This window comes from Lonepinella sp. BR2474 (genome assembly GCF_051851555.1).
Taxonomy (GTDB): Bacteria; Pseudomonadota; Gammaproteobacteria; order Enterobacterales; family Pasteurellaceae; genus Lonepinella.
This window is the reverse complement of the sequence record NZ_JBPDVH010000007.1, coordinates 50,191-72,929: the sequence shown is the minus strand read 5'-3', so window position 1 is coordinate 72,929 and position 22,739 is coordinate 50,191. Positions and strand designations below refer to the sequence as shown.

At 42.4% G+C, this 22,739-nt stretch carries 23 protein-coding genes; 18 read left to right on the top strand and 5 right to left on the bottom strand.

Annotated elements, in window-relative coordinates; translation table 11 throughout:
• The first annotated feature begins 67 nt into the window (after window positions 1–67).
• The 6 genes from ACTG7Q_RS08915 to ACTG7Q_RS08890 all read left to right on the top strand — a co-directional run bounded on the left by ACTG7Q_RS08915 (window position 68) and on the right by ACTG7Q_RS08890 (window position 8,480).
• Entirely contained in the window at window positions 68–1,285 is a 1,218-nt protein-coding gene (locus tag ACTG7Q_RS08915; protein ID WP_439242989.1) for an NAD(P)/FAD-dependent oxidoreductase, read from the top strand.
• A gap of 42 nt (window positions 1,286–1,327) precedes the next feature.
• On the top strand, window positions 1,328–2,416 hold the full coding sequence (locus ACTG7Q_RS08910; protein WP_439242987.1) for a 5-methyltetrahydropteroyltriglutamate--homocysteine S-methyltransferase: 1,089 nt from the start codon (window positions 1,328–1,330) through the stop codon (window positions 2,414–2,416).
• 102 nt (window positions 2,417–2,518) lie between these two features.
• Window positions 2,519–5,995, top strand: coding sequence for a DNA polymerase III subunit alpha (dnaE, locus tag ACTG7Q_RS08905; protein WP_439242985.1), 3,477 nt, complete (start codon window positions 2,519–2,521; stop codon window positions 5,993–5,995).
• Window positions 5,996–6,078: 83 nt separating this feature from the next.
• On the top strand, window positions 6,079–7,866 hold the full coding sequence (locus ACTG7Q_RS08900; RefSeq protein WP_439242983.1) for an ATP-binding protein: 1,788 nt from the start codon (window positions 6,079–6,081) through the stop codon (window positions 7,864–7,866).
• A gap of 65 nt (window positions 7,867–7,931) precedes the next feature.
• Window positions 7,932–8,201 (top strand): type II toxin-antitoxin system RelB/DinJ family antitoxin, encoded by a 270-nt coding sequence (locus ACTG7Q_RS08895; RefSeq protein ID WP_439242981.1) that lies wholly within the window; start codon window positions 7,932–7,934, stop codon window positions 8,199–8,201.
• Window positions 8,202–8,204: 3 nt separating this feature from the next.
• Window positions 8,205–8,480: a type II toxin-antitoxin system YafQ family toxin gene (locus tag ACTG7Q_RS08890; protein ID WP_439242979.1), complete on the top strand. Its 276-nt coding sequence runs from the start codon at window positions 8,205–8,207 to the stop codon at window positions 8,478–8,480.
• 135 nt (window positions 8,481–8,615) lie between these two features.
• On the opposite strand, the gene suhB is transcribed toward ACTG7Q_RS08890, so the two are convergent.
• Window positions 8,616–9,419: an inositol-1-monophosphatase gene (gene suhB, locus ACTG7Q_RS08885; protein ID WP_439242977.1), complete on the bottom strand. Its 804-nt coding sequence runs from the start codon at window positions 9,417–9,419 to the stop codon at window positions 8,616–8,618.
• A gap of 187 nt (window positions 9,420–9,606) precedes the next feature.
• Between suhB and trmJ the strand changes: the two genes are divergently transcribed.
• From trmJ to iscX, 10 genes are all read left to right on the top strand, one after another.
• Window positions 9,607–10,356 carry a tRNA (cytosine(32)/uridine(32)-2'-O)-methyltransferase TrmJ gene (trmJ, locus tag ACTG7Q_RS08880; protein ID WP_439242975.1) on the top strand — a complete coding sequence of 250 codons (750 nt, stop codon included), beginning with the start codon at window positions 9,607–9,609 and terminating at the stop codon, window positions 10,354–10,356.
• A gap of 68 nt (window positions 10,357–10,424) precedes the next feature.
• Window positions 10,425–10,889, top strand: a complete 465-nt coding sequence (iscR, locus tag ACTG7Q_RS08875) for a Fe-S cluster assembly transcriptional regulator IscR (RefSeq protein WP_439242973.1) — start codon at window positions 10,425–10,427, stop codon at window positions 10,887–10,889.
• Between the two features lie 32 nt (window positions 10,890–10,921).
• Window positions 10,922–12,136 (top strand): IscS subfamily cysteine desulfurase, encoded by a 1,215-nt coding sequence (locus ACTG7Q_RS08870; protein ID WP_439242971.1) that lies wholly within the window; start codon window positions 10,922–10,924, stop codon window positions 12,134–12,136.
• Window positions 12,137–12,155: 19 nt separating this feature from the next.
• A complete protein-coding gene (gene iscU / locus ACTG7Q_RS08865) occupies window positions 12,156–12,539 on the top strand; it encodes a Fe-S cluster assembly scaffold IscU (protein WP_439242969.1) in 384 nt (127 codons plus the stop codon).
• Window positions 12,540–12,709: 170 nt separating this feature from the next.
• The gene (gene iscA, locus ACTG7Q_RS08860; protein WP_439242967.1) at window positions 12,710–13,033 is read left to right on the top strand and encodes an iron-sulfur cluster assembly protein IscA; all 324 of its coding nucleotides are present in this window, start codon (window positions 12,710–12,712) and stop codon (window positions 13,031–13,033) included.
• A gap of 14 nt (window positions 13,034–13,047) precedes the next feature.
• A complete protein-coding gene (gene hscB / locus ACTG7Q_RS08855) occupies window positions 13,048–13,563 on the top strand; it encodes a Fe-S protein assembly co-chaperone HscB (RefSeq protein ID WP_439242965.1) in 516 nt (171 codons plus the stop codon).
• Window positions 13,564–13,573: 10 nt separating this feature from the next.
• A complete protein-coding gene (locus ACTG7Q_RS08850) occupies window positions 13,574–14,218 on the top strand; it encodes a hypothetical protein (protein WP_439242963.1) in 645 nt (214 codons plus the stop codon).
• Window positions 14,219–14,228: 10 nt separating this feature from the next.
• Window positions 14,229–16,076, top strand: coding sequence for a Fe-S protein assembly chaperone HscA (gene hscA / locus ACTG7Q_RS08845; RefSeq protein ID WP_439242961.1), 1,848 nt, complete (start codon window positions 14,229–14,231; stop codon window positions 16,074–16,076).
• A 30-nt stretch (window positions 16,077–16,106) separates the two neighbouring features.
• On the top strand, window positions 16,107–16,448 hold the full coding sequence (fdx, locus tag ACTG7Q_RS08840; RefSeq protein ID WP_439242959.1) for an ISC system 2Fe-2S type ferredoxin: 342 nt from the start codon (window positions 16,107–16,109) through the stop codon (window positions 16,446–16,448).
• Window positions 16,448–16,642, top strand: a complete 195-nt coding sequence (iscX, locus tag ACTG7Q_RS08835) for a Fe-S cluster assembly protein IscX (protein WP_439242957.1) — start codon at window positions 16,448–16,450, stop codon at window positions 16,640–16,642. The genes fdx and iscX overlap by 1 nt, the downstream gene beginning before the upstream one ends.
• 44 nt (window positions 16,643–16,686) lie before the next feature.
• Here the strand turns inward: iscX and ACTG7Q_RS08830 are convergent, their stop codons facing one another.
• The 3 genes from ACTG7Q_RS08830 to cysS form a co-directional block, all read right to left on the bottom strand.
• Entirely contained in the window at window positions 16,687–17,427 is a 741-nt protein-coding gene (locus ACTG7Q_RS08830) for an HAD-IIB family hydrolase (RefSeq protein ID WP_439242955.1), read from the bottom strand.
• Between the two features lie 54 nt (window positions 17,428–17,481).
• Complete coding sequence (locus tag ACTG7Q_RS08825; protein ID WP_439242953.1) at window positions 17,482–19,047, bottom strand: subtype B tannase; 1,566 nt, start codon at window positions 19,045–19,047, stop codon at window positions 17,482–17,484.
• Between the two features lie 76 nt (window positions 19,048–19,123).
• Complete coding sequence (cysS, locus tag ACTG7Q_RS08820) at window positions 19,124–20,503, bottom strand: cysteine--tRNA ligase (RefSeq protein WP_439242951.1); 1,380 nt, start codon at window positions 20,501–20,503, stop codon at window positions 19,124–19,126.
• Between the two features lie 120 nt (window positions 20,504–20,623).
• Here cysS and ACTG7Q_RS08815 point away from each other — a divergent pair, with 120 nt between their 5' ends.
• Window positions 20,624–21,133 (top strand): peptidylprolyl isomerase, encoded by a 510-nt coding sequence (locus tag ACTG7Q_RS08815; protein WP_439242949.1) that lies wholly within the window; start codon window positions 20,624–20,626, stop codon window positions 21,131–21,133.
• 54 nt (window positions 21,134–21,187) lie between these two features.
• Window positions 21,188–21,979 carry a TatD family hydrolase gene (locus tag ACTG7Q_RS08810; protein WP_439242947.1) on the top strand — a complete coding sequence of 264 codons (792 nt, stop codon included), beginning with the start codon at window positions 21,188–21,190 and terminating at the stop codon, window positions 21,977–21,979.
• Between the two features lie 52 nt (window positions 21,980–22,031).
• Here the strand turns inward: ACTG7Q_RS08810 and ACTG7Q_RS08805 are convergent, their stop codons facing one another.
• Window positions 22,032–22,634, bottom strand: coding sequence for a hypothetical protein (locus tag ACTG7Q_RS08805; RefSeq protein ID WP_439242945.1), 603 nt, complete (start codon window positions 22,632–22,634; stop codon window positions 22,032–22,034).
• Between the last annotated feature and the right edge of the window lie 105 nt (window positions 22,635–22,739).

Sequence of the window (22,739 nt, the reverse complement as noted above, 5' to 3'; positions counted from 1 at the left end):
AGATTTTTTTGATAAAAACCTGTAAGATCGCCTGTAATGAAATGAAGTTTGGATAAATAAAAATTAAATGAATCATTATAGCGAAACGATCATCATTGGTGCCGGTGCGGCCGGACTGTTTTGTGCGGCAGAAATTGGTCAACACGGCGGTGAAAAAATCACGGTTTTAGACAGTGGCAAGAAAATTGGTCGCAAGATTTTGATGTCGGGCGGTGGCTTTTGTAATTTTACCAACCTTGATGTTAGCCCGAGCCATTATCTTTCGCAAAATCCCCATTTTGTCAAATCTGCTTTAGCAAGATTTACCCAGTGGGATTTTATTAGCTTAGTTTGTGAATATGGCATTGCCTATCATGAAAAAGCAGACGGTCAGCTTTTTTGTGACAATTCGGCACAAGATATTGTGGATTTACTCGAAGATCGCTGCAAAAAGGCGAAAGTAGATATTCAATTACGCCAGCAAATTGATAGCGTAGAACCCATTGAAAACGATCCCAAGGTGCGTTTTAAGGTGCGTGCTAACGGTGTGGATTGGACCTGTCGAAATTTAGTTATTGCCACCGGTGGGCTTTCCATGCCGGCATTAGGGGCGTCACCTTTGGGTTATAAAATCGCAGAACAATTTGCTATTCCGATTATTCCGCCAAGAGCGAGCCTTGTGCCGTTCACTTACTTAGAAAATGACAAAATTTTCACCGCACTTTCGGGCGTATCGCTAAGGGTCAATGCCAGTGTGGGTCATCAGGTATTCCGAGGTGATATGTTATTTACGCACCGAGGGTTATCGGGGCCGGCTATGTTGCAAATTTCCAATTATTGGCAACTGAACGAGCCAGTCCACATTGATTTATTGCCCGATCAAACTATTGTCGATCTGATCACCGCACAAAAAGCCCACTCACCAAATATGCAATTAAAAACCGCATTAAGCCAAGTGTTGCCCAAACGATTGGTGGAATTGTGGATTGAACATCAGCGTTTGACCTTGGGCGATAAAACCTTGGCACAAATAAGCAAAGCGGATTTACAATCCTTAACCGAGTTAATTCATCAATGGCAATTTCACCCTAACGGCACAGAGGGTTATCGTACTGCAGAAGTCACCTTAGGGGGTGTGGATACACAATTTATTTCCTCGAAAACCATGCAGGCCAATCAGGTGGCGGGGCTGTATTTTATCGGCGAAGTGCTAGATGTTACCGGTTGGCTTGGCGGATATAATTTCCAATGGGCGTGGAGTTCGGCGTATGCTTGTGCCAAGGCTATTGCAGAAAGTGCCATTTAGGTTTAAGCTAGGCTTAATTTTATTAATAATGAAGGAAATACCATGACAAACACAACCTTACCTTTCCATGCCGATACCGTCGGATCTTATTTACGTTCTGAGGCGTGGAAACAAGCTCATGCTGATTTTAAAGCAGGCAAAATTTCCCTTGAACAGCGTGATGACATCGTTGAACAGGAAGTGAAAAAATTAGTGCAAGCACAACTTGATGCGGGCATTCAAGTGGTCACCGACGGCGAATATCACCGTTCTTGGTGGCATATTGATTTCTTAGAAAATCTCAACGGCATTGAAGGCTATGTGCCAGAAAAAGCCTATGCGTTTAAAGGCGTGGCGGTGCGACCTTATAATACTCGCTGTTGTGGCAAAGTATCGTGGAATAAAAATCACCCATTCTTAACCCATTTCAAAAAATTTAATGCCATAGTCGGCGGTCGTGCGGTGGCGAAATTTACCATTCCAAGTCCAAACCAATTAATGTATCCAGTTCAATGGGATCACGGCATTTACGCCACGCGTGAAGAATTTGCCAAAGACGTGCAACAAGCCTATAAAGAGGCGATTCAAGCCTTTTATGATGCAGGTTGCCGTTATTTACAAATTGATGATGTGTATTGGGGATCCTTATGTAACAACCACGATCAACCGACTTTTGCCGCAGATAAAGCTCAAGCGGTGGCGAATATTCAAGCCATTCTTGCGGATAAACCTGCAGATATGACCATTACCACCCACGTTTGCCGTGGTAACTATAAATCCTCTTATTTATTAACAGGGGCATACGATCCAATCGCAGATGGTTTATTTGCTCAAACTAATTATGACGGTTATTTCTTAGAATATGATGATGAACGTTCAGGCGGTTTTGAGCCGTTAAGACATTTTGCTAATAATAAAGGGCGTGTGGTGTTAGGTTTGATTAGTTCCAAATTCCCTGAATTAGAAGATAAAGCTCAAATCAAAGCTCGCATTGCGGAGGCCGCAAAATATGTACCATTGGCACAACTTTGCTTAAGCCCACAATGCGGTTTTGCGTCCACCGAAGAAGGTAACGTGATGACCGAACAACAGCAATGGGCGAAAGTGCGTCATGTGGAAGAAATTGCTAAGGAAGTTTGGGGGGAGGATTAGTTTTTTTCCTTTTACAAAATACCGAGTTTAGCTCGGTATTTTTATTTTCCCCAAAATTAACGTAAAATAGACCGCACTTTTATAGCCATTTAAGGAATTCTCATGTCAGCCCCACGATTTGTCCATCTGCGTACCCACAGCGATTTTTCCATGATTGATGGTATCGCCAAAGTGAAACCGTTAGTAAAAGCCTGTGCGGTAGAAAATATGGTGGCCATGGCGTTGACGGACTTTTCCAATTTTTGTGGTTTGGTGAAATTTTATGGCGAGGCGTTAGGGGCGGGGATTAAGCCGATTATTGGGGCGGATGTGTTGGTGAAAAGCGAGCTTTGTGGGGAAGAACGTTTTGAATTGACTTTGCTTGCTAAGAATAATGTCGGCTATAAAAATATTACCCTTTTATTATCAAAGGCTTATCAGCGTGGTTATGATGATTTGCCTTATATCGATCAAGCATGGTTGACCGAACATCATGAGGGTGTGATTGTACTGTCTGGCGGTCGTAAGGGCGATATTGGGCTGTCATTGTTAAAAGAGAATGCCACGGCGGTGGAAAGTGCGGTGGCTTTTTATCAAGAATTTTTCCCTAATCATTTTTATTTAAGTGTGGCGCGCACTGGTCACCAGGAGGAAGAACGTTATATTGCAGGAGCGTTGGAACTGGCTCAACGTTATCAATTGCCCGTGGTGGCGGTGAATGATGTGTGTTTTTTGAAATCGGAGGATTTTGAGGCGCACGAAATTCGAGTGGCGATTCATGATGGTTATACGTTGGACGATCCGAAACGCCCGAAACTTTATACCGATCAACAATATTTCCGTTCGGAACAAGAAATGTGCGATCTGTTTGCGGATATTCCGTCGGCGATTGAAAATACCTTACTCATTGCACAACGCTGTAATGTCACCATTCGATTAGGCGAATATTTTTTACCGCAGTTTCCAACGGGCGAATTGAGTACGGAAGATTTTTTAGTCAAAAAAGCCAAAGAGGGCTTGGAAGAACGGTTGGCGTTTTTATTTCCTGATGAAAAAGTGCGGTTGGAAAAACGCCCAGAATATGATGAACGCTTGCAAATTGAATTAGATGTGATTAACCAAATGGGATTCCCCGGTTATTTCTTGATTGTGATGGAATTTATTCAATGGTCGAAAGATAACGGTATTCCCGTTGGACCGGGGCGGGGTTCTGGGGCCGGATCTTTAGTGGCCTATGCGTTAAAAATTACCGATTTGGATCCGCTAGCTTTTGACTTACTTTTTGAACGTTTTTTAAACCCTGAACGGGTGTCCATGCCTGACTTTGACGTGGATTTCTGTATGGACGGGCGAGATCGGGTGATCGATCACGTGGCAGAAATGTACGGACGGGGAGCCGTGTCGCAGATTATCACATTCGGTACTATGGCAGCCAAAGCGGTCATTCGTGATGTAGGGCGTGTGTTGGGCCACCCGTACGGTTTTGTGGATCGTATTTCTAAATTAGTGCCACCGGATCCCGGTATGACGTTAGCCAAAGCCTTTGAGGCCGAACCGAAATTGCCTGAAATTTATGAATCGGACGAGGAAGTCAAAGCCTTAATTGATATGGCTCGCAAACTTGAGGGCGTGACCCGCAATGCGGGGAAACATGCGGGGGGCGTGGTGATTTCCCCGACCTTGATTACGGATTTTTCACCATTGTATTGCGACAGTGAGGGGCTGCACCCCGTCACCCATTTTGATAAAAATGATGTGGAATATGCGGGATTGGTGAAATTCGACTTCCTCGGTTTGCGCACGCTCACCATTATTAAATGGGCGTTGGATATGATTAATGCTCGTATGGAAAAAGAGGGTAAGCCACCAGTTCGCATTGAAAGTATTCCATTAAACGATCCCGATTCCTTTAGAACCTTGCTCGCCGCAGAAACCACGGCGGTGTTCCAGTTGGAATCCCGTGGCATGAAAGATTTGATTAAACGCCTGCAACCTGACTGTTTTGAAGATATTATCGCCTTGGTGGCCCTGTTCCGCCCCGGTCCGTTGGAATCGGGTATGGTGCAAAACTTTATCGACCGTAAACATGGGCGAGAAGAAGTGTCTTATCCGGATTCAACCTATCAACACGATTGCCTGAAACCGATTTTAGAACCGACCTATGGCGTCATTGTGTATCAAGAGCAGGTCATGCAAATTGCGCAAGCCTTGGCCGGTTATACGCTCGGTGGGGCGGATTTATTACGCCGAGCCATGGGGAAGAAAAAGCCCGAAGAAATGGCAAAACAGCGCTCGGTGTTTGAGGCGGGGGCGATTAAAAACGGCGTAGATGGCGAATTAGCCATGAAGATTTTCGACTTGGTGGAAAAATTTGCCGGCTATGGGTTTAACAAATCGCACTCGGCCGCTTATGCCTTGGTGTCTTATCAAACCTTATGGCTGAAAACCCATTTCCCAGCGGAATTTATGGCGGCGGTGATGACCTCAGAAATGGATAATACCGACAAAATCGTTGGCTTGTATGATGAATGTTTACGCATGGGCTTAAAAGTGACTCCGCCCGATATTAACACGGGTAAACATCATTTTAGCGTGAATGAACAAGGCGAAATTGTATACGGTATTGGGGCGATCAAAGGGGTCGGGGTGGCGCCGATTGAGGCGTTAGTGTCGGTGCGTGAAAAAGGCGGCATTTTCAAAGATTTATTTGATTTATGTGCCAGAGTGGATTTGAAACAAGTTAACCGCCGTACCTTTGAAAGCCTGATTAAATCAGGGGCTTTCGATAAACTCGGGCCACACCGTGCGGCGTTAGCGAAAAATTTAGAAGATGCACTGCAATCTTCTAACCAATTTGCCAAAAATGAAGAAATTGGCCAAGCGGATATGTTCGGTGTGTTGACCGAAAGCCACGAAGACGTGGAACGAAAATACGCCCACACGCCACCTTGGACGGATAAACAAATTTTAGACGGCGAACGAGAAACGTTAGGGCTGTATTTAAGCAGCCACCCGATTAGTCGCTATTTGACCGAATTGAAACATTATGGTCGTTTCCGCTTAAAAGAACTGATGCCGAATCGACGTGGGGAAGTCAGCACGGCTTACGGCCTGATTATTGCCTCTCGCTTTGCGGTTACTAAAAAAGGCAACCGCCTTGGCATTGCCACCCTTGATGACCGTTCGGGGAAATTAGATATTACCTTATTTTCCGAGGCCTTGGAAAAATACGGCGAGCATTTGCAGAAAGACAATATTGTGATTGTGTCGGGCCAAGTGAGCGAAGATGAATACACCCAAGGCTTGCGCATGTCGGTGCGTGAATTGATGACCTTAAGTGAGGCACGCAGCCGTTATGTAAAAAGTCTGGCGATTATGCTAAAACAAGACCAAATTACACCGCAGTTTATTAAGCAATTTCAATCTGTTATAGCGCCTTACAGCGGTGGCACGATACCGATTCATATTTATTATGACAGCCCACAAGGACGGGCATTGTTAAAACTCGGCGTGCAATGGTACATCAAACCTGATGACGAGTTATTAGTGGATTTGGTGGAAATGTTGGGGCAAAGTGCGGTGGAATTGGAATTTAGTTAGTGGCTAGAATTAGCCAGACAAAAATTCCCCCTTGTTGCATCAAATTTTGTTAAGATACGCAAAAAATCTTAATGAGATCCGCTATGAACGTCAATCATTTCACACAACGCTATATCGACTGGGTGATCAAACTCGGTCGGCTCAAATTTTCCCTGTTAGGTTTTCTCATTGTCGCCACCTTTGCCTTACTGACCCATATTGTGTTAAGTTTTGTGGTGATGGGGCGAATTAATTGGGAAAGTTTAAGTTATGCCATTATTTTTGGCTTGATTTCCGCCCCTTTTGTGATTTATTTTTTCACTTTATTGGTTGATCGGCTCGAACGCTCACGTTTAGCCTTAGCTAAATCCATTCAAGATAAAAGTGCCTTGCTGGCCAGTATTAGTCACGAACTCCGCACGCCATTAAATGGCATTTTGGGGTTAAGCCAAATGCTGTTAGACACATCATTGACGGAACAACAGCGAAATTATCTGCATACCATTAGCCTAAGTGCGGTGTCTTTAGGTAATATTTTTAATGATATTATCGACTTAGAAAAAATTGATAGCCATAACATTGAGTTATATCAACGTGAAACGGATTTTTATGCGTTTTTAAACGATATACAAAATATTGCGACCTTATTAGCCAGTCAAAAAGGCTTGTCTTTTGAGATGAAATGCGACGAAAATTTACCGCACTTTTTACGCTTAGACCAAACAAGGCTAAACCAAATTTTATGGAATTTATTGAGTAATGCGGTGAAATTCACTGAACAGGGGACGATCAGCCTAGCAGTCAACGCCTTGCCCGATAATCACTATCAATTTTCCGTCACGGATACTGGACAAGGTATGCCAAGCCAAGAGTTAGATAAAATCTTCACTATGTATTACCAAGTGGCCAGCAGTGGCAAACGCTCCGCCGGCAGTGGCATTGGGTTAGCCATTTCAAAAAATCTAGCACATTTAATGCAAGGGGATTTAACCGTCACCAGTGAACTTGGACAAGGCACCACCTTTACGCTCGGCATTCAAGCGGAAAGCGTGGAACCCAAAGCGTCGCCGATGGTAAAAAGTGCGGTACAAAATTTACACATTTTATTGGTGGAAGATATTCAGCTCAACATCACCGTGGCAAAAACTCTGTTAGAAAAACTCGGTCACCAAGTGGATGTCGCCATGTCCGGCAAAGATGCCATTCACGCCTTTGAACAGAATAGCTATGATTTATTGTTATTAGACATTCAACTGCCCGATATGACCGGCTTTGACATTGCCCATTATTTACGTGATGGCTATGAAAACGATCGCTATGATTATCTACCGCCGTTAGTTGCGTTAACCGCCAATGTAATGCAAAACAAAGCTGAATATCAACGCCAAGGCATGGATGACGTATTGCGTAAGCCATTGTTAGTGAATGAATTAACCGCTTGCTTGAATACCTATTTTGGCGAAAGTGAAATGTTAGCACATGCCCCAAAGCATGCGGAGGCTCAACCCATTCCCGAAGATTTAGCCGAATATTTTAACCCTGACATTCTGGCAGAACTGCTTGAATTTATTGGCAAAGATTTATATATCGAAAATATCCGTTTATTTAAACAGGAAATCAACGGCGGGGATTTAGATGTGGTTTCCGCTTATCAAGATTATCAACAAGGCCATATCAGTAAGCAACAATTCACTGAAACTGCTCATAAACTCAAAGGTGCAGCGGCGAGTCTTGCTATGCAATCGGTGCAGAATTTGGCGAATTTGATGCAACAGGGGGAGTTGGAAGAATGGGAAGAGCACATTGAGCATTGGATAGTTGAGGTTGAGCAGCAGATAAAAGAGAGTTTGGATTTGATAGAGAAATGGTTAGCTTCATTATATAGTGAATAAGTAGCTATTTAGCTACAAAATGTGTTATATTTTGCTCCATATTTGATACAAAAAAGGGGATTATTATGACAATGTCAAACATTCGAGTTGATACCGATTTGAAAAATCAAGCAGCTGCTATTTTGGCTAATTTTGGACTATCTCATACGCAAGCAGTTAAATTATTTTTTAATCAGATTGTTGCCACACGCAAAGTTCCATTGTCTTTTGACTATGAAAGACAATACAAAGATTCTGTGGTGGCAGAAGTTTTAGCTAATACGAGAACATCTGAGAATGGTGAGTATTGCAATGATTTAAATGAGTTAAATCAACGAATTAAAGAGTTGAACTAGATTATGGCTAAAAATCGGTTTTTCATTTTTAATACGTTTAAAAAGGATCTGAAAAAATATGCAACCGTATTTTTCAGCTCAGAATGGCATGAAATTTCTACCTGCCTTTTAAACGGCGAACCCATGCCAGCAAAATATCGTGATCATCAGCTAAAAGGCAATTTGAAAGAGTTTCGTGATTGCCATTTATCCTTTGATTTAGTGTTACTTTACAAAATTGCAGATGATAATGTTGTGGAATTACACCGAGTTGGAACGCATGAAGAGTTGTGCTTGTAATGGAAAATCTTAGAATATTGCTAAATTTGTTCAATTAAGGTTAGACATTGGTAGGAAGTGTTCATTTTCTCTAAGTTAATGAACACTTCTTTTTTGTATGATAGTGAGATGTTAATTCAGGAATGAATAAGGAAATTACCCCTTAAACTCTTCCCCTAAACACGGCTGAATTTTAGTCAGAATTTCTTTCACCACACGAGGATGAGCTGCAACAATATGGCCGTCTTTTAAATAATCATGTCCGCCATTAAAATCACAAACTAAGCCACCCGCCTCACGAACGACTAATTCACCTGCGGCAATATCCCAAGGTTTTAAACCCATTTCAAAGAAACCATCAACACGGTTAGCAGCGGTGTAGCATAAATCTAAGGCGGCAGAGCCTGTGCGACGGAAATCAGCGGCATCGGTGATTAAGGCATTCATCATGGCCATGTGAATTGGCATTAGTTTGGCTTGCTTGAATGGGAAACCAGTGGCTAGTACGGTGCCTTTCATATCACGGCGGTCTGCAACACGTAAACGAATATCGTTTAATTTTGCTCCCTCGCCACGTACCGCAGTAAATAATTCATTTTTGATCGGATCATAAACCACACCTACTTCAGTGCGACCTTTGACACGAATAGCGATAGAGACAGCGAAATGCGGGAAACCCTTGATAAAGTTGGTGGTGCCGTCTAATGGATCGATTACCCATTGCGTATCACGGTCGTTACCGGCTAACACCCCTGATTCTTCGGTGATAATACTGTGATCAGGGTAGGAGGCACGAATGGTTTCAATCACGGCGGCCTCGGCCGCTTTATCTACGTTAGTCACGTAGTCATAGTTGCCTTTAACTTGGGTTTCAATATCCGCACGGTTTTCATAACTTTTTGCGATAACATTGCCTGCTTTTCGTGCAGCACGAATAGCGATATTTAACATTGGGTTCATAAGAATATCCATTAGAGATTGTGAAAAGAACAATGGCAAAGCGTATTTTGCGTTTTGCCTTAAACTGCGGTGCATTATAGTGAATTTTTTGAGCCGTTTCCACTATTAAAAATATTTTCTAAAACCTACTAATAAATAGGGATATTGTGCTAAAATAAGCAACAAATTTAATTTGAATATCGCAACTATGTTAGACAACATCCGCATTGTATTAATCGAAACCTCCCATTCTGGCAATATTGGCTCGGCGGCTCGGGCCATGAAAACCATGGGCTTGCGTGAGTTGTATTTGGTTTCGCCGAAACAAGGTATTGATGAACTGGCGATAGCCTTGTCCGCAGGGGCGGAAGATGTGGTGAAAAATGCGGTGGTGGTTGAGCGTTTTGAGCAAGCGGTGGGCGATTGTTCGCTGTTGATTGGCACCAGTGCCAGACTTCGCCATTTGCAGAATAGTTTAATTGAACCTCGTCAATGCGGTGAGATTGCCATGCAAGCCACGAAGTGCGGTGAAAAAGTGGCGATTATTTTTGGTCGTGAGCGAGTGGGGTTAACCAATGATGAACTCTTGAAATGCCGTTATCATTTAACCATTCCGGCGAATCCTGATTATTCTTCGCTCAATTTAGCCATGGCGGTGCAGTTGGTGTGTTATGAATTACGTATGGCGTTTTTGTCGCAAACTGCACAGGAAATGCCTGTTACTCCCATAGAAAATACCGTTAAAAACACCGCACTTTTAGCCACGACACAACAATTAGAATACTTTTTTGAACATACGGAACGCCTTTATCAATCCTTAGGTTTTATTCAAAATCAAGGAGTTATGCCGAAATTAAGGCGTTTGTATCAACGTGCTGAAGTGGAGCAAAATGAGTTAAATATTTTGCGTGGTATGTTAACTGCGGTGGAAAAACGCTTAGATTTGCATAAACAATAATAGTTGACTATTTTACTAGGTTAAGTAAACTATTCGTATTGATTGTTAGGATAAGAAGAGAGAGAAAGATGAAATTAACTTCCAAAGGACGTTATGCCGTGACGGCCATTTTAGATATTGCACTAAATGGTCAGGAAAATCCGGTGACATTGTCTGACATTTCTGAACGGCAAAGTATTTCCCTTTCTTATTTGGAGCAGCTTTTTGCCAAATTACGCCGACATGGCTTAGTGAAAAGCGTGCGTGGGCCAGGTGGTGGCTATCAATTAGGATTGCCGACACAAGATATTTCCATCGGTATGATTATTTCGGCGGTGAATGAAAATATTTCCGTGACGAAATGTCTAGGTCAAGGGAATTGTCATGACGGGCATGAATGTTTAACCCATTCTTTATGGGAAGAATTAAGCCAACGGATTGAAAGTTTTTTAGATCAAATCACCTTGGCAGAACTGGTTAATAAGCAGAGTACGAAAGCACGTACTCATCAAACACATCAAGATTTTGATAATCTTTTAGTCGTCAATAGCTAGCTATAAATATAGCATTTTTAGGAGTGAATTTAATGAAATTACCAATTTATTTGGACTATGCAGCAACCTGTCCAGTAGATGAACGTGTGGCAAAAAAAATGATGGAATTTTTAACCATTGATGGTAACTTTGGTAACCCGGCCTCTCGTTCACACAAATTTGGTTGGCAAGCGGAAGAGGCGGTGGATATCGCACGTAATCAAATTGCGGATTTAATTGGTGCAGATAGCCGTGAAATCGTGTTTACTTCGGGGGCAACCGAGGCGGATAACTTGGCCATTAAAGGGGCAGCACATTTCTATCAAACCAAAGGCAAGCACATTATTACTTGCAAAACTGAGCATAAAGCGGTGTTAGATACTTGTCGTCAGTTGGAGCGTGAGGGCTTTGAAGTCACGTATTTAGAGCCGAAAGCAGACGGTTTAATCGATCTTGACGTGTTTAAAGCGACACTTCGTCCAGATACGATTTTAGTCTCGATTATGCACGCCAACAACGAAATCGGGGTGATTCAAGATATTAAAGCGATTGGTGAGCTTTGCCGTGCCAATAAAACCATTTTCCATACCGACGCTACGCAAAGTGTGGGTAAAGTTGACATTAATTTGAGCGAATTGCCAGTAGATTTACTTTCTATGTCAAGCCATAAATTATATGGACCAAAAGGAATCGGGGCATTATATGTGCGTCGTAAACCACGTATTCGTTTAGAGGCGATTATTCACGGTGGTGGCCATGAACGTGGTATGCGTTCAGGTACGTTACCAGTGCATCAAATCGTCGGTATGGGCGAGGCTTATCGTATTTGTAAAGAAGAAATGGCAACCGAAATGCCACGCTTGAAAGCCTTACGTGACCGTTTATACAATGGCTTAAAAGGCATTGAAGAAACCTATGTCAATGGTTCAATGGAACACCGTTTAGATAACAATTTAAACATCAGCTTTAACTATGTTGAGGGTGAAAGTTTAATGATGGCATTGCGTGATATTGCGGTGTCTTCTGGTTCTGCTTGTACCTCAGCGAGCCTTGAACCGTCTTATGTGTTACGTTCTTTAGGCTTAAATGATGAATTAGCTCATAGCTCAATTCGTTTCACCTTAGGCCGTTATACAACGGAAGAAGAAATTGATTACACCATTAGCCTAATGCAAGGTGCGGTGCAAAAATTAAGAGATTTATCACCACTTTGGGATTTATTCAAAGAGGGTATTGATTTAAACACCATTGAGTGGTCAGCTCACTAATTTTATAAGGAACAAGAAAATGGCATACAGTGAAAAATTATTAGATCATTATGAAAATCCACGCAACGTGGGTGCTATGGATAAAAAATCTACTGACGTGGGAACTGGCATGGTCGGGGCACCGGCTTGTGGTGACGTAATGCAGTTACAAATTAAAGTTGGCGACAATGGCATTATTGAAGATGCGAAATTCAAAACCTACGGTTGTGGTTCAGCGATTGCCTCTAGCTCATTGATTACCGAATGGGTCAAAGGCAAATCCTTAGACGAGGCGGGTGCAATTAAAAACAGCCAAATTGCCGAAGAATTGGAGTTACCACCGGTGAAAGTGCATTGCTCAATTCTTGCGGAAGATGCGATTAAAGCTGCCATTGCGGATTATAAAGCGAAACAAGCGAAGTAATTAAATTCCCTCTCCTCATAAAATCCCCTCTCCCTCTGGGAGAGGGCTAGGGTGAGGGTAATAGTTTTGGTGAGGGAACACGAGATTAACCCTCACCTCCCGAAAATCTTTCAGATTTTCTCCGTCCTCTCCCACTGGGAGAGGCTGTATTCTTTTATTGGGAGCATATAATGGCAGTCACATTAACGCCAAGTGCCGCTCATCGTGTTAGCACTTTTTTACAAAATCGTGGCAAAGGTATTGGTTTACGTTTAGGCATTAAAACATCAGGCTGTTCTGGATTAGCTTATGTGTTAGAATTTGTAGATAGCCTTAATGAGGACGATCATGTATTTGAATATGATGGCGTAAAAGTGATCGTAGATACCAAAAGCCTTGTGTATTTAGACGGTACAGAACTGGATTTTGTGAAAGAGGGCTTAAACGAGGGCTTTAAATTCAACAACCCAAATGTCAAAGATCAATGTGGTTGTGGTGAAAGTTTTAACGTATAAATAAGATAAATTTTATGACAAATCCCTTTTCCCTATTTAATTTACCCGTACAATTTGCCGTGGATATGGCCTTATTGTCCGAGCGTTTTTTGCAGTTACAAAAGCAATTTCACCCCGATAATTTTGCTACCCAATCCGCACAAGATCAGCGTTTGGCGATGCAACAATCGGCAGAAATTAATGATGCCTTAAAAACCCTTAAAGATCCGATTTTGCGTGCTGAGGCGATTATTCAAATTCACACAGGCGAAGTACAGGATCTAGAGCAAAAAAGCACGCAAGATATTGCTTTTTTAATGCAACAATTACAATGGCGTGAACAGCTAGACGAGATTGAAACGCAACAAAATCACACCGCACTTGATGAATTTCGTGGTGAGATTGAGACGGAACAAAAAACGCTGTTGCAACAAGTTGAAACTGAACTAGCCGAGCAAAACTGGTCAGCTGCACAAATGACGGCAGATAAATTACGTTTTGTGAAAAAGTTAATTGAACAGATTGAAAACGTAGAAGAAAAACTGTTTTAGGGGACAGAGCATGAAGTTAAGCTACTTATTCGTTGTTGCAGTCATGTTATTGACGACTTCTTTGTCTTTTGCTCAAACCGCTTACGGAACCGATCCCCTAAAAGAAATACAAACGAATGAGAGTTATATTTATACGAGTAATTCACCCAAATCGAAAGGCTTAACATTGTCATTAAGATTGCCGAATAGTTGGATCGGGCAAGAGGCGAGACGTTCCAATATTGTGCAAAAATTTCAAAGCAAATATGGCAAAGAAGCCCAAGTGATGTTGATGGTAAAAGATTTACCAGAGGAAATTCGGGGTGTTTCAAAGGCTGAATGGCGAGAATATTTATCAGATGCCAATGAAAGACGTGATTTTGCAGAGGCTATGCTTGAAGATTATAATGGCGTTTATCTCGGGAGTGGCGTGATAACGCTTGAAGGATTTCCAGGTTTTTGGCTTAGGAATCAGGTTAATGCAGAGCGATTAGATAATAATTTTGGTATGGAAAATATTACTTATTTTATCTTCACTCAAGATAAAATGGTGGCGATTCAAGGTATGGTCATGACATCTTTCAATGGAACATCAACCGGTGCTTCATTTGAAACCTACCGCCCATTATTTAATGTTATCGCAGATAGTTTGATGATCGAAAATTTATATAAATAAGAAGATAAACATGGCATTATTACAAATTGCTGAACCCGGTCAAATGGCCGCACCGCACCAACATAAATTGGCGGTGGGCATTGATTTAGGCACCACAAATTCCTTAGTTGCCTCGGTGCGTAGTGGGACAGCGGATATTTTATTAGATGAACAAGGGCAAGCCTTAACCCCATCTATTGTGCATTATGCGGAAAATAACGTTGTGGTGGGTCATGATGCTGGGGCGTTAGCGAGCCAAGATCCGCAACATACGATTATTTCTGTTAAACGCTTAATCGGACGAAGTTTAACGGATGTGCAACAGCGTTATCCCAATTTGCCTTATCAATTTCAGGCGACGGAAAACGGTTTACCATTAATTCAAACGCCACAAGGTAACGTCAGTCCAGTTGAAGTATCTAGCGAAATTCTGAAAAAATTAACCGCACTTGGGGAACAAACGCTAGGCGGTGAACTGTCTGGTGCGGTGATTACGGTACCGGCTTATTTTGATGATGCCCAACGTCAAAGCACCAAAGACGCAGCGAAATTGGCTGGCTTGAATGTGTTACGTTTGTTAAACGAACCAACAGCCGCAGCCATTGCTTATGGTTTGGATAGTGACAAAGAGGGCGTTATTGCCGTGTATGATCTTGGCGGTGGCACCTTTGATATTTCTATTTTACGCTTATCAAAAGGCGTATTTGAAGTGTTGGCGACAGGTGGCGATACCGCTTTGGGCGGAGATGATTTCGATCATTTAATTGCAGATTGGATCATTAGCCAATCAGGACAGTCCCCTGAAAATGCACAACAACAACGTGAATTGATTGAGATGTCAAATGACATCAAAGTATTTTTGTCACAAGAACAAGAAGTGGAGATTGCTTGGCAAGGTTGGCAAGGCAGCATTAGCCGAGTGCAGTTTAATCAGCTAATTCAACCTTTGGTTAAACGTTCTTTAATGGCTTGTCGTCGAGCGTTAAAAGATGCCAATATTACCGCCGAAGAAGTCCGAGAAGTGGTGATGGTCGGCGGTTCAACCCGAGTGCCGTTTGTGCGTGAAGAAGTGGGCGTGTTCTTTGGGAAGATGCCGTTAACTTCTATCGATCCTGACAAAGTGGTGGCCTTGGGGGCAGCGATTCAAGCGGATATTTTGGTGGGCAATAAACCGGATGCCGATATGCTGTTGCTTGATGTGATTCCGCTTTCTTTGGGGATTGAAACCATGGGCGGTTTAGTGGAAAAAATTATTCCACGTAACACCACGATTCCTGTGGCTCGCGCTCAGGAATTTACCACGTTCAAAGACGGTCAAACCGCTATGTCAGTGCATATTGTGCAAGGCGAACGTGAAATGGTGGAAGATTGCCGTTCATTAGCTCGCTTTACGTTACGTGGCATTCCCGCCATGGCAGCCGGTGCGGCACATATTCGTGTGACTTATCAAGTGGATGCCGACGGCTTGTTAAGCGTGACCGCCATGGAAAAATCTACTGGCGTGCAGTCGTCTATCCAAGTGAAACCGTCCTATGGTTTAACCGATGATGAGATTACGAATATGCTCAAATCTTCCATGGAAAATGCGAAACAGGATATTGATGCACGCTTATTAGCCGAACAACGTGTCGAGGCACGTCGAGTGATGGAAGCCGTGTTGACCGCTTTAGAAGATGACCAAGATTTACTGAATGCAGAGGAACTCAGTGCGGTGAAAAATGCCTTAGTTTCGTTAGACAATTTACAGCAAGGCACTGACACCTTAGCCATTAAACAAGGGATTAAGGATTTAGATCAGGCGACGCAAGAATTTGCGGCACGCCGAATGGATAAATCCATCCAAAAAGCCTTAAAAGGGCAATCAGTCAATAATTTATAGTATTTACGAATTTACAATAGGAAAGAAAATATGCCAAAAGTTGTGTTTTTACCCCATGAAGAATTTTGCCCAGAGGGTATGGTGATTGACGCCAAAAAAGGGGATAACTTGTTAGATCTTGCACATGATCATGATGTGGAAATTCATCATGCTTGTGACGGTTCTTGTGCTTGTACCACCTGTCACGTGGTGATCCGTGAGGGGTATGACAGTTTAAACGAAAGTTCTGACCAAGAAGAAGATATGTTGGATAAAGCCTGGGGCTTAGAAATTGAAAGCCGTTTATCTTGTCAATGTATTGTGGGGGACGAAGATTTAGTGGTGGAAATTCCAAAATATAACCTGAACCACGCAAATGAGGCGGCGCACTAATGAAATGGACAGATGTACAAGCCATTGCTGAGGCATTATATGACCGTGATCCTGATCTAGATCCTAAGACTGTACGTTTTACCGATATGCACCAATGGATTTGTGAATTGGAAGATTTTGATGACAATCCCGAGGCCAGTAATGAAAAAATCCTAGAGGGGATTTTATTGGCTTGGTTGGATGAATACGAATAATTGGAAAAATAAAAAAGTCGCTTGAGGGCGACTTTTTATATGCTTTAAAGAAAATGTGTACGAATAAATTCAGCCACCAAATCCACATCATCAACATAATAGTCGGCTTGAAATTCGGATTTCTCCCCTAAATAAACAGAGGTTTTGGCGTGTTGTAGTATTAAAAAGTCATTGAAATCATTACCAAAGGCCATATAATCTTGTTCTCCAATTAAATGCTTTAGCGTATGATATTTATTATTACCTTTAGGGGTAATATCAAAGAAACATTCTTTTTTATGAATATGAAAGCTAATATTTTCAGTATTAAATTGATCATAAATTGCTTGTTGAGGGTGATCCAACAGCACCAAGATTTTACTCACACCCTCATTTATTAACGCTTGTTCGCTGACTTGCTCATTGCTTAATGACGCAATATATTGATGAAAATCATGAGGTTGTTCAGATAATGAAAACGCCCATTTGCCATCAAGAACATAGGCTAACTTTAATTGTTTTAATGTGGTTAAACAATTTTCCAAATAATCTTGTGCTAACAATTTGGTTAAAATAAAGGTGCCTTGCTGATACGCCATGCCACCATTGCACCCGACTAAAATCGTGTTTTTATGTGAGGTGAGGTCAGTCGGCAACATGGGCAACATATCCCGAATGGGTCTGGCGGAGGCAAAAATGACCGAGTGATTTTTGAGTAAGTCCGCAATAGCATCAGAGATGGCATCACTGACTTTTAAGCCATTTTTTGAAATGGTGCCGTCAATATCAAAAACAAAAGTTGTCATATTGTTCTCACAAAATAAATTCCCCTCAAAACTGAGTTGAGGGGAGTTTATCATCTATCTCGCAATTCCATCAATCCAATCAAACAATTCCGCTAAATCATAATCGCCCGCATGGCCCACGCCCCAAGGTAAAGCGTAGTCGACATTTTTGCCTGACATGCGCAATTTCACCGCAAGCATGGCGGAAATGGCATGGGAGGTGTCGTAGTCCTCGGAGCCAACACGAATACGCCAATGTGGCGCGGCCTTGCTGTTATCGGTGTAGTTCATGGCGTTGAGTAATTTGATGTTTTCGGCATCCGCCATGCCACCGTTGACGGTGCTGTGTTTTAAACTGTATGGCGTAAAGTGTAAGGCTTGCACGGTGGCAGTGCCAAATTCATCATTTTCGCCAGAACTTAAATCTAATGCGTCAAAGGCTGGCGGGGATTTCATGCGTTTTTTGTTGGTGACAAATTCGGCTAGATTCACTGCACTGACGTTTTCATTGGTATAGCTTAGGCCTTTATATTTGGTCATAAAGGCTTTTTTCTCTTCTTCGGTTAAGCCTGCTAACGCCTGATTAGCGGATTGTACTAAGGCATTTTCGACGTAATGGCGGAATGTGCCGTTGCCCGCTTTATCTAAGGTTAATGCTTGGCCGTCGCTGTCTTTTAGTTGCAAGCTGTTAAGATAATCGGGGAATTGCGCTTTTAATTGATCGGAAATGTTAATTTGATCTGCGGTTAATTCGCCCTCAACCACCGCTTGTTTCATGGAGCGGTCATTAAAACTTTTGGCGTCCAATTTGCTCATGTCCATACGGCTATACTGATGTAATCCGTTGAATTCCCATTCATAAGCGGCATCCGCATGTTCTAAATTGGTGATTGGGCAATAGGCGGATACCGCAAAGATGGCATCACTGGCATTGACGGCGCCCATGTCTTTTAATAAGCGGTTGTAATCTGCACTGTCGCCACTGGCCCCCAGTAATGCAGACATGGCACCACCGGCACTGGTGCCGTTTGAGATGATTTTATTGGCGTCACCCGGCATATTGGCGTCGTTGGCGTGTAAATAACGTACCGCCGATTTCAAATCTACAATCACGGTTGGCGCTTTGCCTGTATAGGTGTCGCCTTGTTTGAGTGTACGTCCACGAGCCCCGACGCTTGCTACCACATAACCACGTTCAAGGGCTTGTAAAATCGTGCTGGTTTTGCCACCGTGACCGGCTTGGCTTGCTACGGCTGCCATGGCCGGCATGTAACCACCAATAGCATTAGGTAAGAATATCGGGGCGGTTTTGGCGTTGTAGCCATTAATGTCTTTGCCTTGATAATATTCTTCTGGCACATAGAAATTTAAGGTTTGGTAGTCTGGTTCCACAGGATTGGCCACATACACAATTTTTTCGTAGGCACGGTAAATAATGTCTTTACCATTCACGGTGGCGGTTGCCGTGGTGTAATGGGTGCCGTCGAATTCAAGGTTGTAACCCTTGTCGGTTTCATTGGCATAAGGTAAATCGGCCAATGGATTTTTTTGTGCCGGTGGCGCCGCAAAAACTTGCGTGGCTAAACTGCCAGCGACTAAACTGCCGGCGAAAAGTGCGGTGCTAATTTTTGATAATTTCATGATGTTCTCCGAGTAGAAAAAAGACGTAAAATGTTGTCGTTTTCGACCGCACTTTACGCCTCGAGTTCAATTTAGTTTAGGCTTTTCGCCAAGTGGTACCATTTGCCCCATCTTCCAACACCACGCCCATGGCGGTTAAAGCATTGCGGGCGGCGTCTGCGGTAGGCCAATCTTTGGCGGCACGGGCATCATTGCGTTGTTTGATTAAGGCTTCAATTTTAGTTACCTCATCATACGCATTATCGCCTTGTAAAAAGAGGGCGGGATCCTGTTGTAATAATCCTAATACGCCGGCCAGTTGTTTTAATCGGCTCGCCAGTTGATTCGCTTGTGCCAGATTTTCGGTTTTTAATTTATTGATTTCACGGGCTAATTCAAATAAGACGGCCAATGCACCTGGGGTATTAAAGTCATCATTCATTGCCTCTTTAAACGCAACAACATACGGATCTTCGATTTCCAAGTTGAGATCGGTTTCACAGCCACGTAAGGCGGTATAAAGCCGCTCTAAGGCTTTGCGTGCCAAGCCAATATTTTCTTCGCTGTAATCTAAAAGACTACGATATTGCGCCGTTAAGAAGAAATAACGCACACTTTCGCTGTCGTATTTGCTTAAAATATCTCGAATGGTGAAGAAATTATTAAGGGATTTTGACATTTTTTCTTCATTAATTGTCAACATACCCGTATGTAGCCAATAATTTACATAGTCACCATCATGGGCGCAGCAAGATTGCGCAATTTCATTTTCATGGTGTGGGAACATTAAATCCGAACCGCCCCCGTGAATATCAAAATGATGACCCAATTCTTTGCTGTTCATGGCGGAGCATTCAATATGCCAACCGGGGCGACCTTTCCCCCATGGACTTTCCCAACTCGGTTCGTTGGGTTTCGACATTTTCCATAACACAAAATCCATGGGATTACGTTTCACCGATTTTATCTCCACTCTGGCACCGGCTTGTAATTGTTCCAAATTTTGGCGAGATAAACGCCCGTATTGCTGAAAACTTTCCACGTCAAACATCACATCACCATCTTCGGCAACATAAGCATGTTGGCGTTCAATCAGGCTTTGCACCATGGCAATAATTTCGCTGATATGTTGCGTGGCTCGAGGCTCAATATCAGGGCGTAAAATGTTTAACGCATCAAAATCTTGGTGCATTTCCTTGATCATCCGTGCGACCAATTCATCACAAGTTTCATTATTTTCTAAGGCACGTTTAATGATTTTGTCGTCGACATCAGTGATGTTGCGCACATAACGGACGTCATAGCCCAAATAGCGTAAATAACGCACAATCACATCAAAGGACACAAAGGTACGACCATGTCCAAAATGGCATAGATCGTAAACCGTCACGCCACATACATACATGCCGATTTTATTCGGATTGATGGGTTTAAATTGTTCTTTTTCTCGAGTGAGAGTGTTGAAAATTTTTAACATATTATTTCCTATATACTCTCCCAAGGGGAGAGGGGACTTATTTTTAGGTTAAGCATAGCACTAGACGGCATTTTATGGAATAATGCTCCAACAAAATATTTACTTAACAAGGAAAACACAATGATTACATTACATACTAATTTCGGCGACATTAAAATTGCGTTAAATTTTGAAAAAGCACCGATCACGGCCAAAAACTTTGAAGATTACTGCAAATCTGGTTTCTATAATAACACAATTTTCCACCGTGTGATTGATGGTTTTATGATTCAAGGCGGTGGCATGGAAAGCGGTTTACGTGAAAAATCCACCAATGCGCCGATTAAAAATGAAGCCAATAACCGTTTAAGCAATAAACGTGGCACCTTGGCCATGGCACGTACTAGCGATCCGCATTCCGCCAGTTCACAATTTTTTATTAACGTGGCGGATAATACGTTCTTAGATTACCGTTCAAAAGAAATGTTTGGCAAAGAAGTGGTGCAAGAATGGGGTTATGCGGTATTTGGTGAAGTGGTTGAGGGCATGGATGTGGTGGATAAAATCAAAGGCGTCAAAACGGGCAATGCGGGTTTTCACCAAGATGTACCAAAAGAAGATGTGGTGATTACGTCGGTGACCGTAGAATAAGGTAGATAGGGCGGAGCAATGTATCCGCCCGTTATTTTGGGGATTTTGTAAACGATGTTTTTTGACACCCACACTCACCTTGATTATTTGCAGCAAGACACAGGCGAAACATTGTCGCAGTTGGTGCAGAATGCGCAACAGGCGGGCGTGCAAAAAATGCTGATGGTGGCGGTATCGCAACAGAACTTCAAAATCCTTGAAAATATCACCGCACTTTTCCCCGATAACCTTTATTATGGTCTCGGACTACATCCCTTATATATTCAACAACATCAGCATGCCGATTTAGATTTACTAAATCAACACCTTAGTCAAGCAGCAAAAAACTTAACGTCCATGGCGGAAATCGGCTTAGAGCGAGCCGTGCCAGAATTAATTGAGGATCCCTTATGGCGTAAGCAATGTGATTTTTTAGAGGTACAATTACAGCTGGCTAAACAATATCAGTTACCGGTGAATTTACACAGTCGCAAAGCGCATGATCAACTTTTCCCTTTTTTGAAACGTATTCAACTGCCAAAGTGCGGGGTGATTCATGGCTTTGCGGGCAGTTATACGCAAGCTAAACGTTTTGTGGATCTCGGTTATAAAATCGGTGTGGGCGGTACGATTACCTATGCCCGAGCCAACAAAACTCGCCAAACGATTGCCAAATTGCCCCTTGATGCGTTGTTGTTAGAAACAGACAGCCCTGATATGCCTGTGTTTGGGTATCAAGGCCAACCGAATCGACCGGAGCGAGTGGTACAAGTGTTTGAGCAGTTATGTCAACTTCGCCCAGAATCGCCAAGGGTGATTCAACAACAGATTTGGCAAAATTCAGTGGCTTTGTTTGGTCAGCCTTAGAAAAACAAAAAGTCAGGCGATTGCCTGACTTTGTCATTGCATAAAACTGCGGTTATTTTTTAGCCGGTTCTTGAGCAGGTTGAGTTTGCGTTTGTTTTGGTGCAATCGCTTTGTAAAGTTGCTCACGAACTTGTTGTAGTTCTTGAGAAGATGCAGCTAAATGTTGATAAATGGTATTTAATTTTTGTTTTTCTTCTTCGCTTGGTTGTTTACCTTGAATTAAATAACTAAAAGATTCATTCACAAAATTGAGTGATAAGACTAGATTCTCTTTCGCTTTATCTTTTAATAAATTGACAGTCGCATCTTTAATATCCAATTTATCTGCATCGACTAACACTTTTTGTGCACGTTCGCTTAATTGTTTTAAGGCATCCTGAATTTTCGCCACATCTTTGGCCTCAGTCGCCACTTTTAACATATCTTGTGGTGCTTTTAAAAATTCCATTTGTTGGGCGTCCCAAGCTAAGAATTTTTTCACATCATCAATATTTTGATCGCTTACCGTTAAGGTCACCTGTTTATTTTGTGGTGCTGATTGTTGTGTCGTTTGTTGTGCTTGAGCAGCTTGTGGGGCTTTTTCTGCCGGTTTGTCACAAGCGGTTAAACATAAAGCAAATAATGATACTGCACTGATTTTGGTCAATTTGTTCATTCAATATAATCCTAATTAAAAAGTAAAAATAACCTCACACACTGAATCAGGGTAAGGCGTGTTATTCAGTCCTCACTAAGACAATGATTTAGATAATTGGTTCAC

Excerpts from the sequence above, each read along its gene's own strand:
- ACTG7Q_RS08915 (WP_439242989.1), top strand. The coding sequence starts at position 68 with ATGAATCATTATAGCGAAACGATCATCATTGGTGCCGGTGCGGCCGGA.
- ACTG7Q_RS08910 (WP_439242987.1), top strand. The coding sequence starts at position 1,328 with ATGACAAACACAACCTTACCTTTCCATGCCGATACCGTCGGATCTTAT.
- dnaE (WP_439242985.1), top strand. The coding sequence starts at position 2,519 with ATGTCAGCCCCACGATTTGTCCATCTGCGTACCCACAGCGATTTTTCC.
- ACTG7Q_RS08900 (WP_439242983.1), top strand. The coding sequence starts at position 6,079 with ATGAACGTCAATCATTTCACACAACGCTATATCGACTGGGTGATCAAA.
- ACTG7Q_RS08895 (WP_439242981.1), top strand. The coding sequence starts at position 7,932 with ATGACAATGTCAAACATTCGAGTTGATACCGATTTGAAAAATCAAGCA.
- ACTG7Q_RS08890 (WP_439242979.1), top strand. The coding sequence starts at position 8,205 with ATGGCTAAAAATCGGTTTTTCATTTTTAATACGTTTAAAAAGGATCTG.
- suhB (WP_439242977.1), bottom strand. The coding sequence starts at position 9,419 with ATGAACCCAATGTTAAATATCGCTATTCGTGCTGCACGAAAAGCAGGC.
- trmJ (WP_439242975.1), top strand. The coding sequence starts at position 9,607 with ATGTTAGACAACATCCGCATTGTATTAATCGAAACCTCCCATTCTGGC.
- iscR (WP_439242973.1), top strand. The coding sequence starts at position 10,425 with ATGAAATTAACTTCCAAAGGACGTTATGCCGTGACGGCCATTTTAGAT.
- ACTG7Q_RS08870 (WP_439242971.1), top strand. The coding sequence starts at position 10,922 with ATGAAATTACCAATTTATTTGGACTATGCAGCAACCTGTCCAGTAGAT.
- iscU (WP_439242969.1), top strand. The coding sequence starts at position 12,156 with ATGGCATACAGTGAAAAATTATTAGATCATTATGAAAATCCACGCAAC.
- iscA (WP_439242967.1), top strand. The coding sequence starts at position 12,710 with ATGGCAGTCACATTAACGCCAAGTGCCGCTCATCGTGTTAGCACTTTT.
- hscB (WP_439242965.1), top strand. The coding sequence starts at position 13,048 with ATGACAAATCCCTTTTCCCTATTTAATTTACCCGTACAATTTGCCGTG.
- ACTG7Q_RS08850 (WP_439242963.1), top strand. The coding sequence starts at position 13,574 with ATGAAGTTAAGCTACTTATTCGTTGTTGCAGTCATGTTATTGACGACT.
- hscA (WP_439242961.1), top strand. The coding sequence starts at position 14,229 with ATGGCATTATTACAAATTGCTGAACCCGGTCAAATGGCCGCACCGCAC.
- fdx (WP_439242959.1), top strand. The coding sequence starts at position 16,107 with ATGCCAAAAGTTGTGTTTTTACCCCATGAAGAATTTTGCCCAGAGGGT.
- iscX (WP_439242957.1), top strand. The coding sequence starts at position 16,448 with ATGAAATGGACAGATGTACAAGCCATTGCTGAGGCATTATATGACCGT.
- ACTG7Q_RS08830 (WP_439242955.1), bottom strand. The coding sequence starts at position 17,427 with ATGACAACTTTTGTTTTTGATATTGACGGCACCATTTCAAAAAATGGC.
- ACTG7Q_RS08825 (WP_439242953.1), bottom strand. The coding sequence starts at position 19,047 with ATGAAATTATCAAAAATTAGCACCGCACTTTTCGCCGGCAGTTTAGTC.
- cysS (WP_439242951.1), bottom strand. The coding sequence starts at position 20,503 with ATGTTAAAAATTTTCAACACTCTCACTCGAGAAAAAGAACAATTTAAA.
- ACTG7Q_RS08815 (WP_439242949.1), top strand. The coding sequence starts at position 20,624 with ATGATTACATTACATACTAATTTCGGCGACATTAAAATTGCGTTAAAT.
- ACTG7Q_RS08810 (WP_439242947.1), top strand. The coding sequence starts at position 21,188 with ATGTTTTTTGACACCCACACTCACCTTGATTATTTGCAGCAAGACACA.
- ACTG7Q_RS08805 (WP_439242945.1), bottom strand. The coding sequence starts at position 22,634 with ATGAACAAATTGACCAAAATCAGTGCAGTATCATTATTTGCTTTATGT.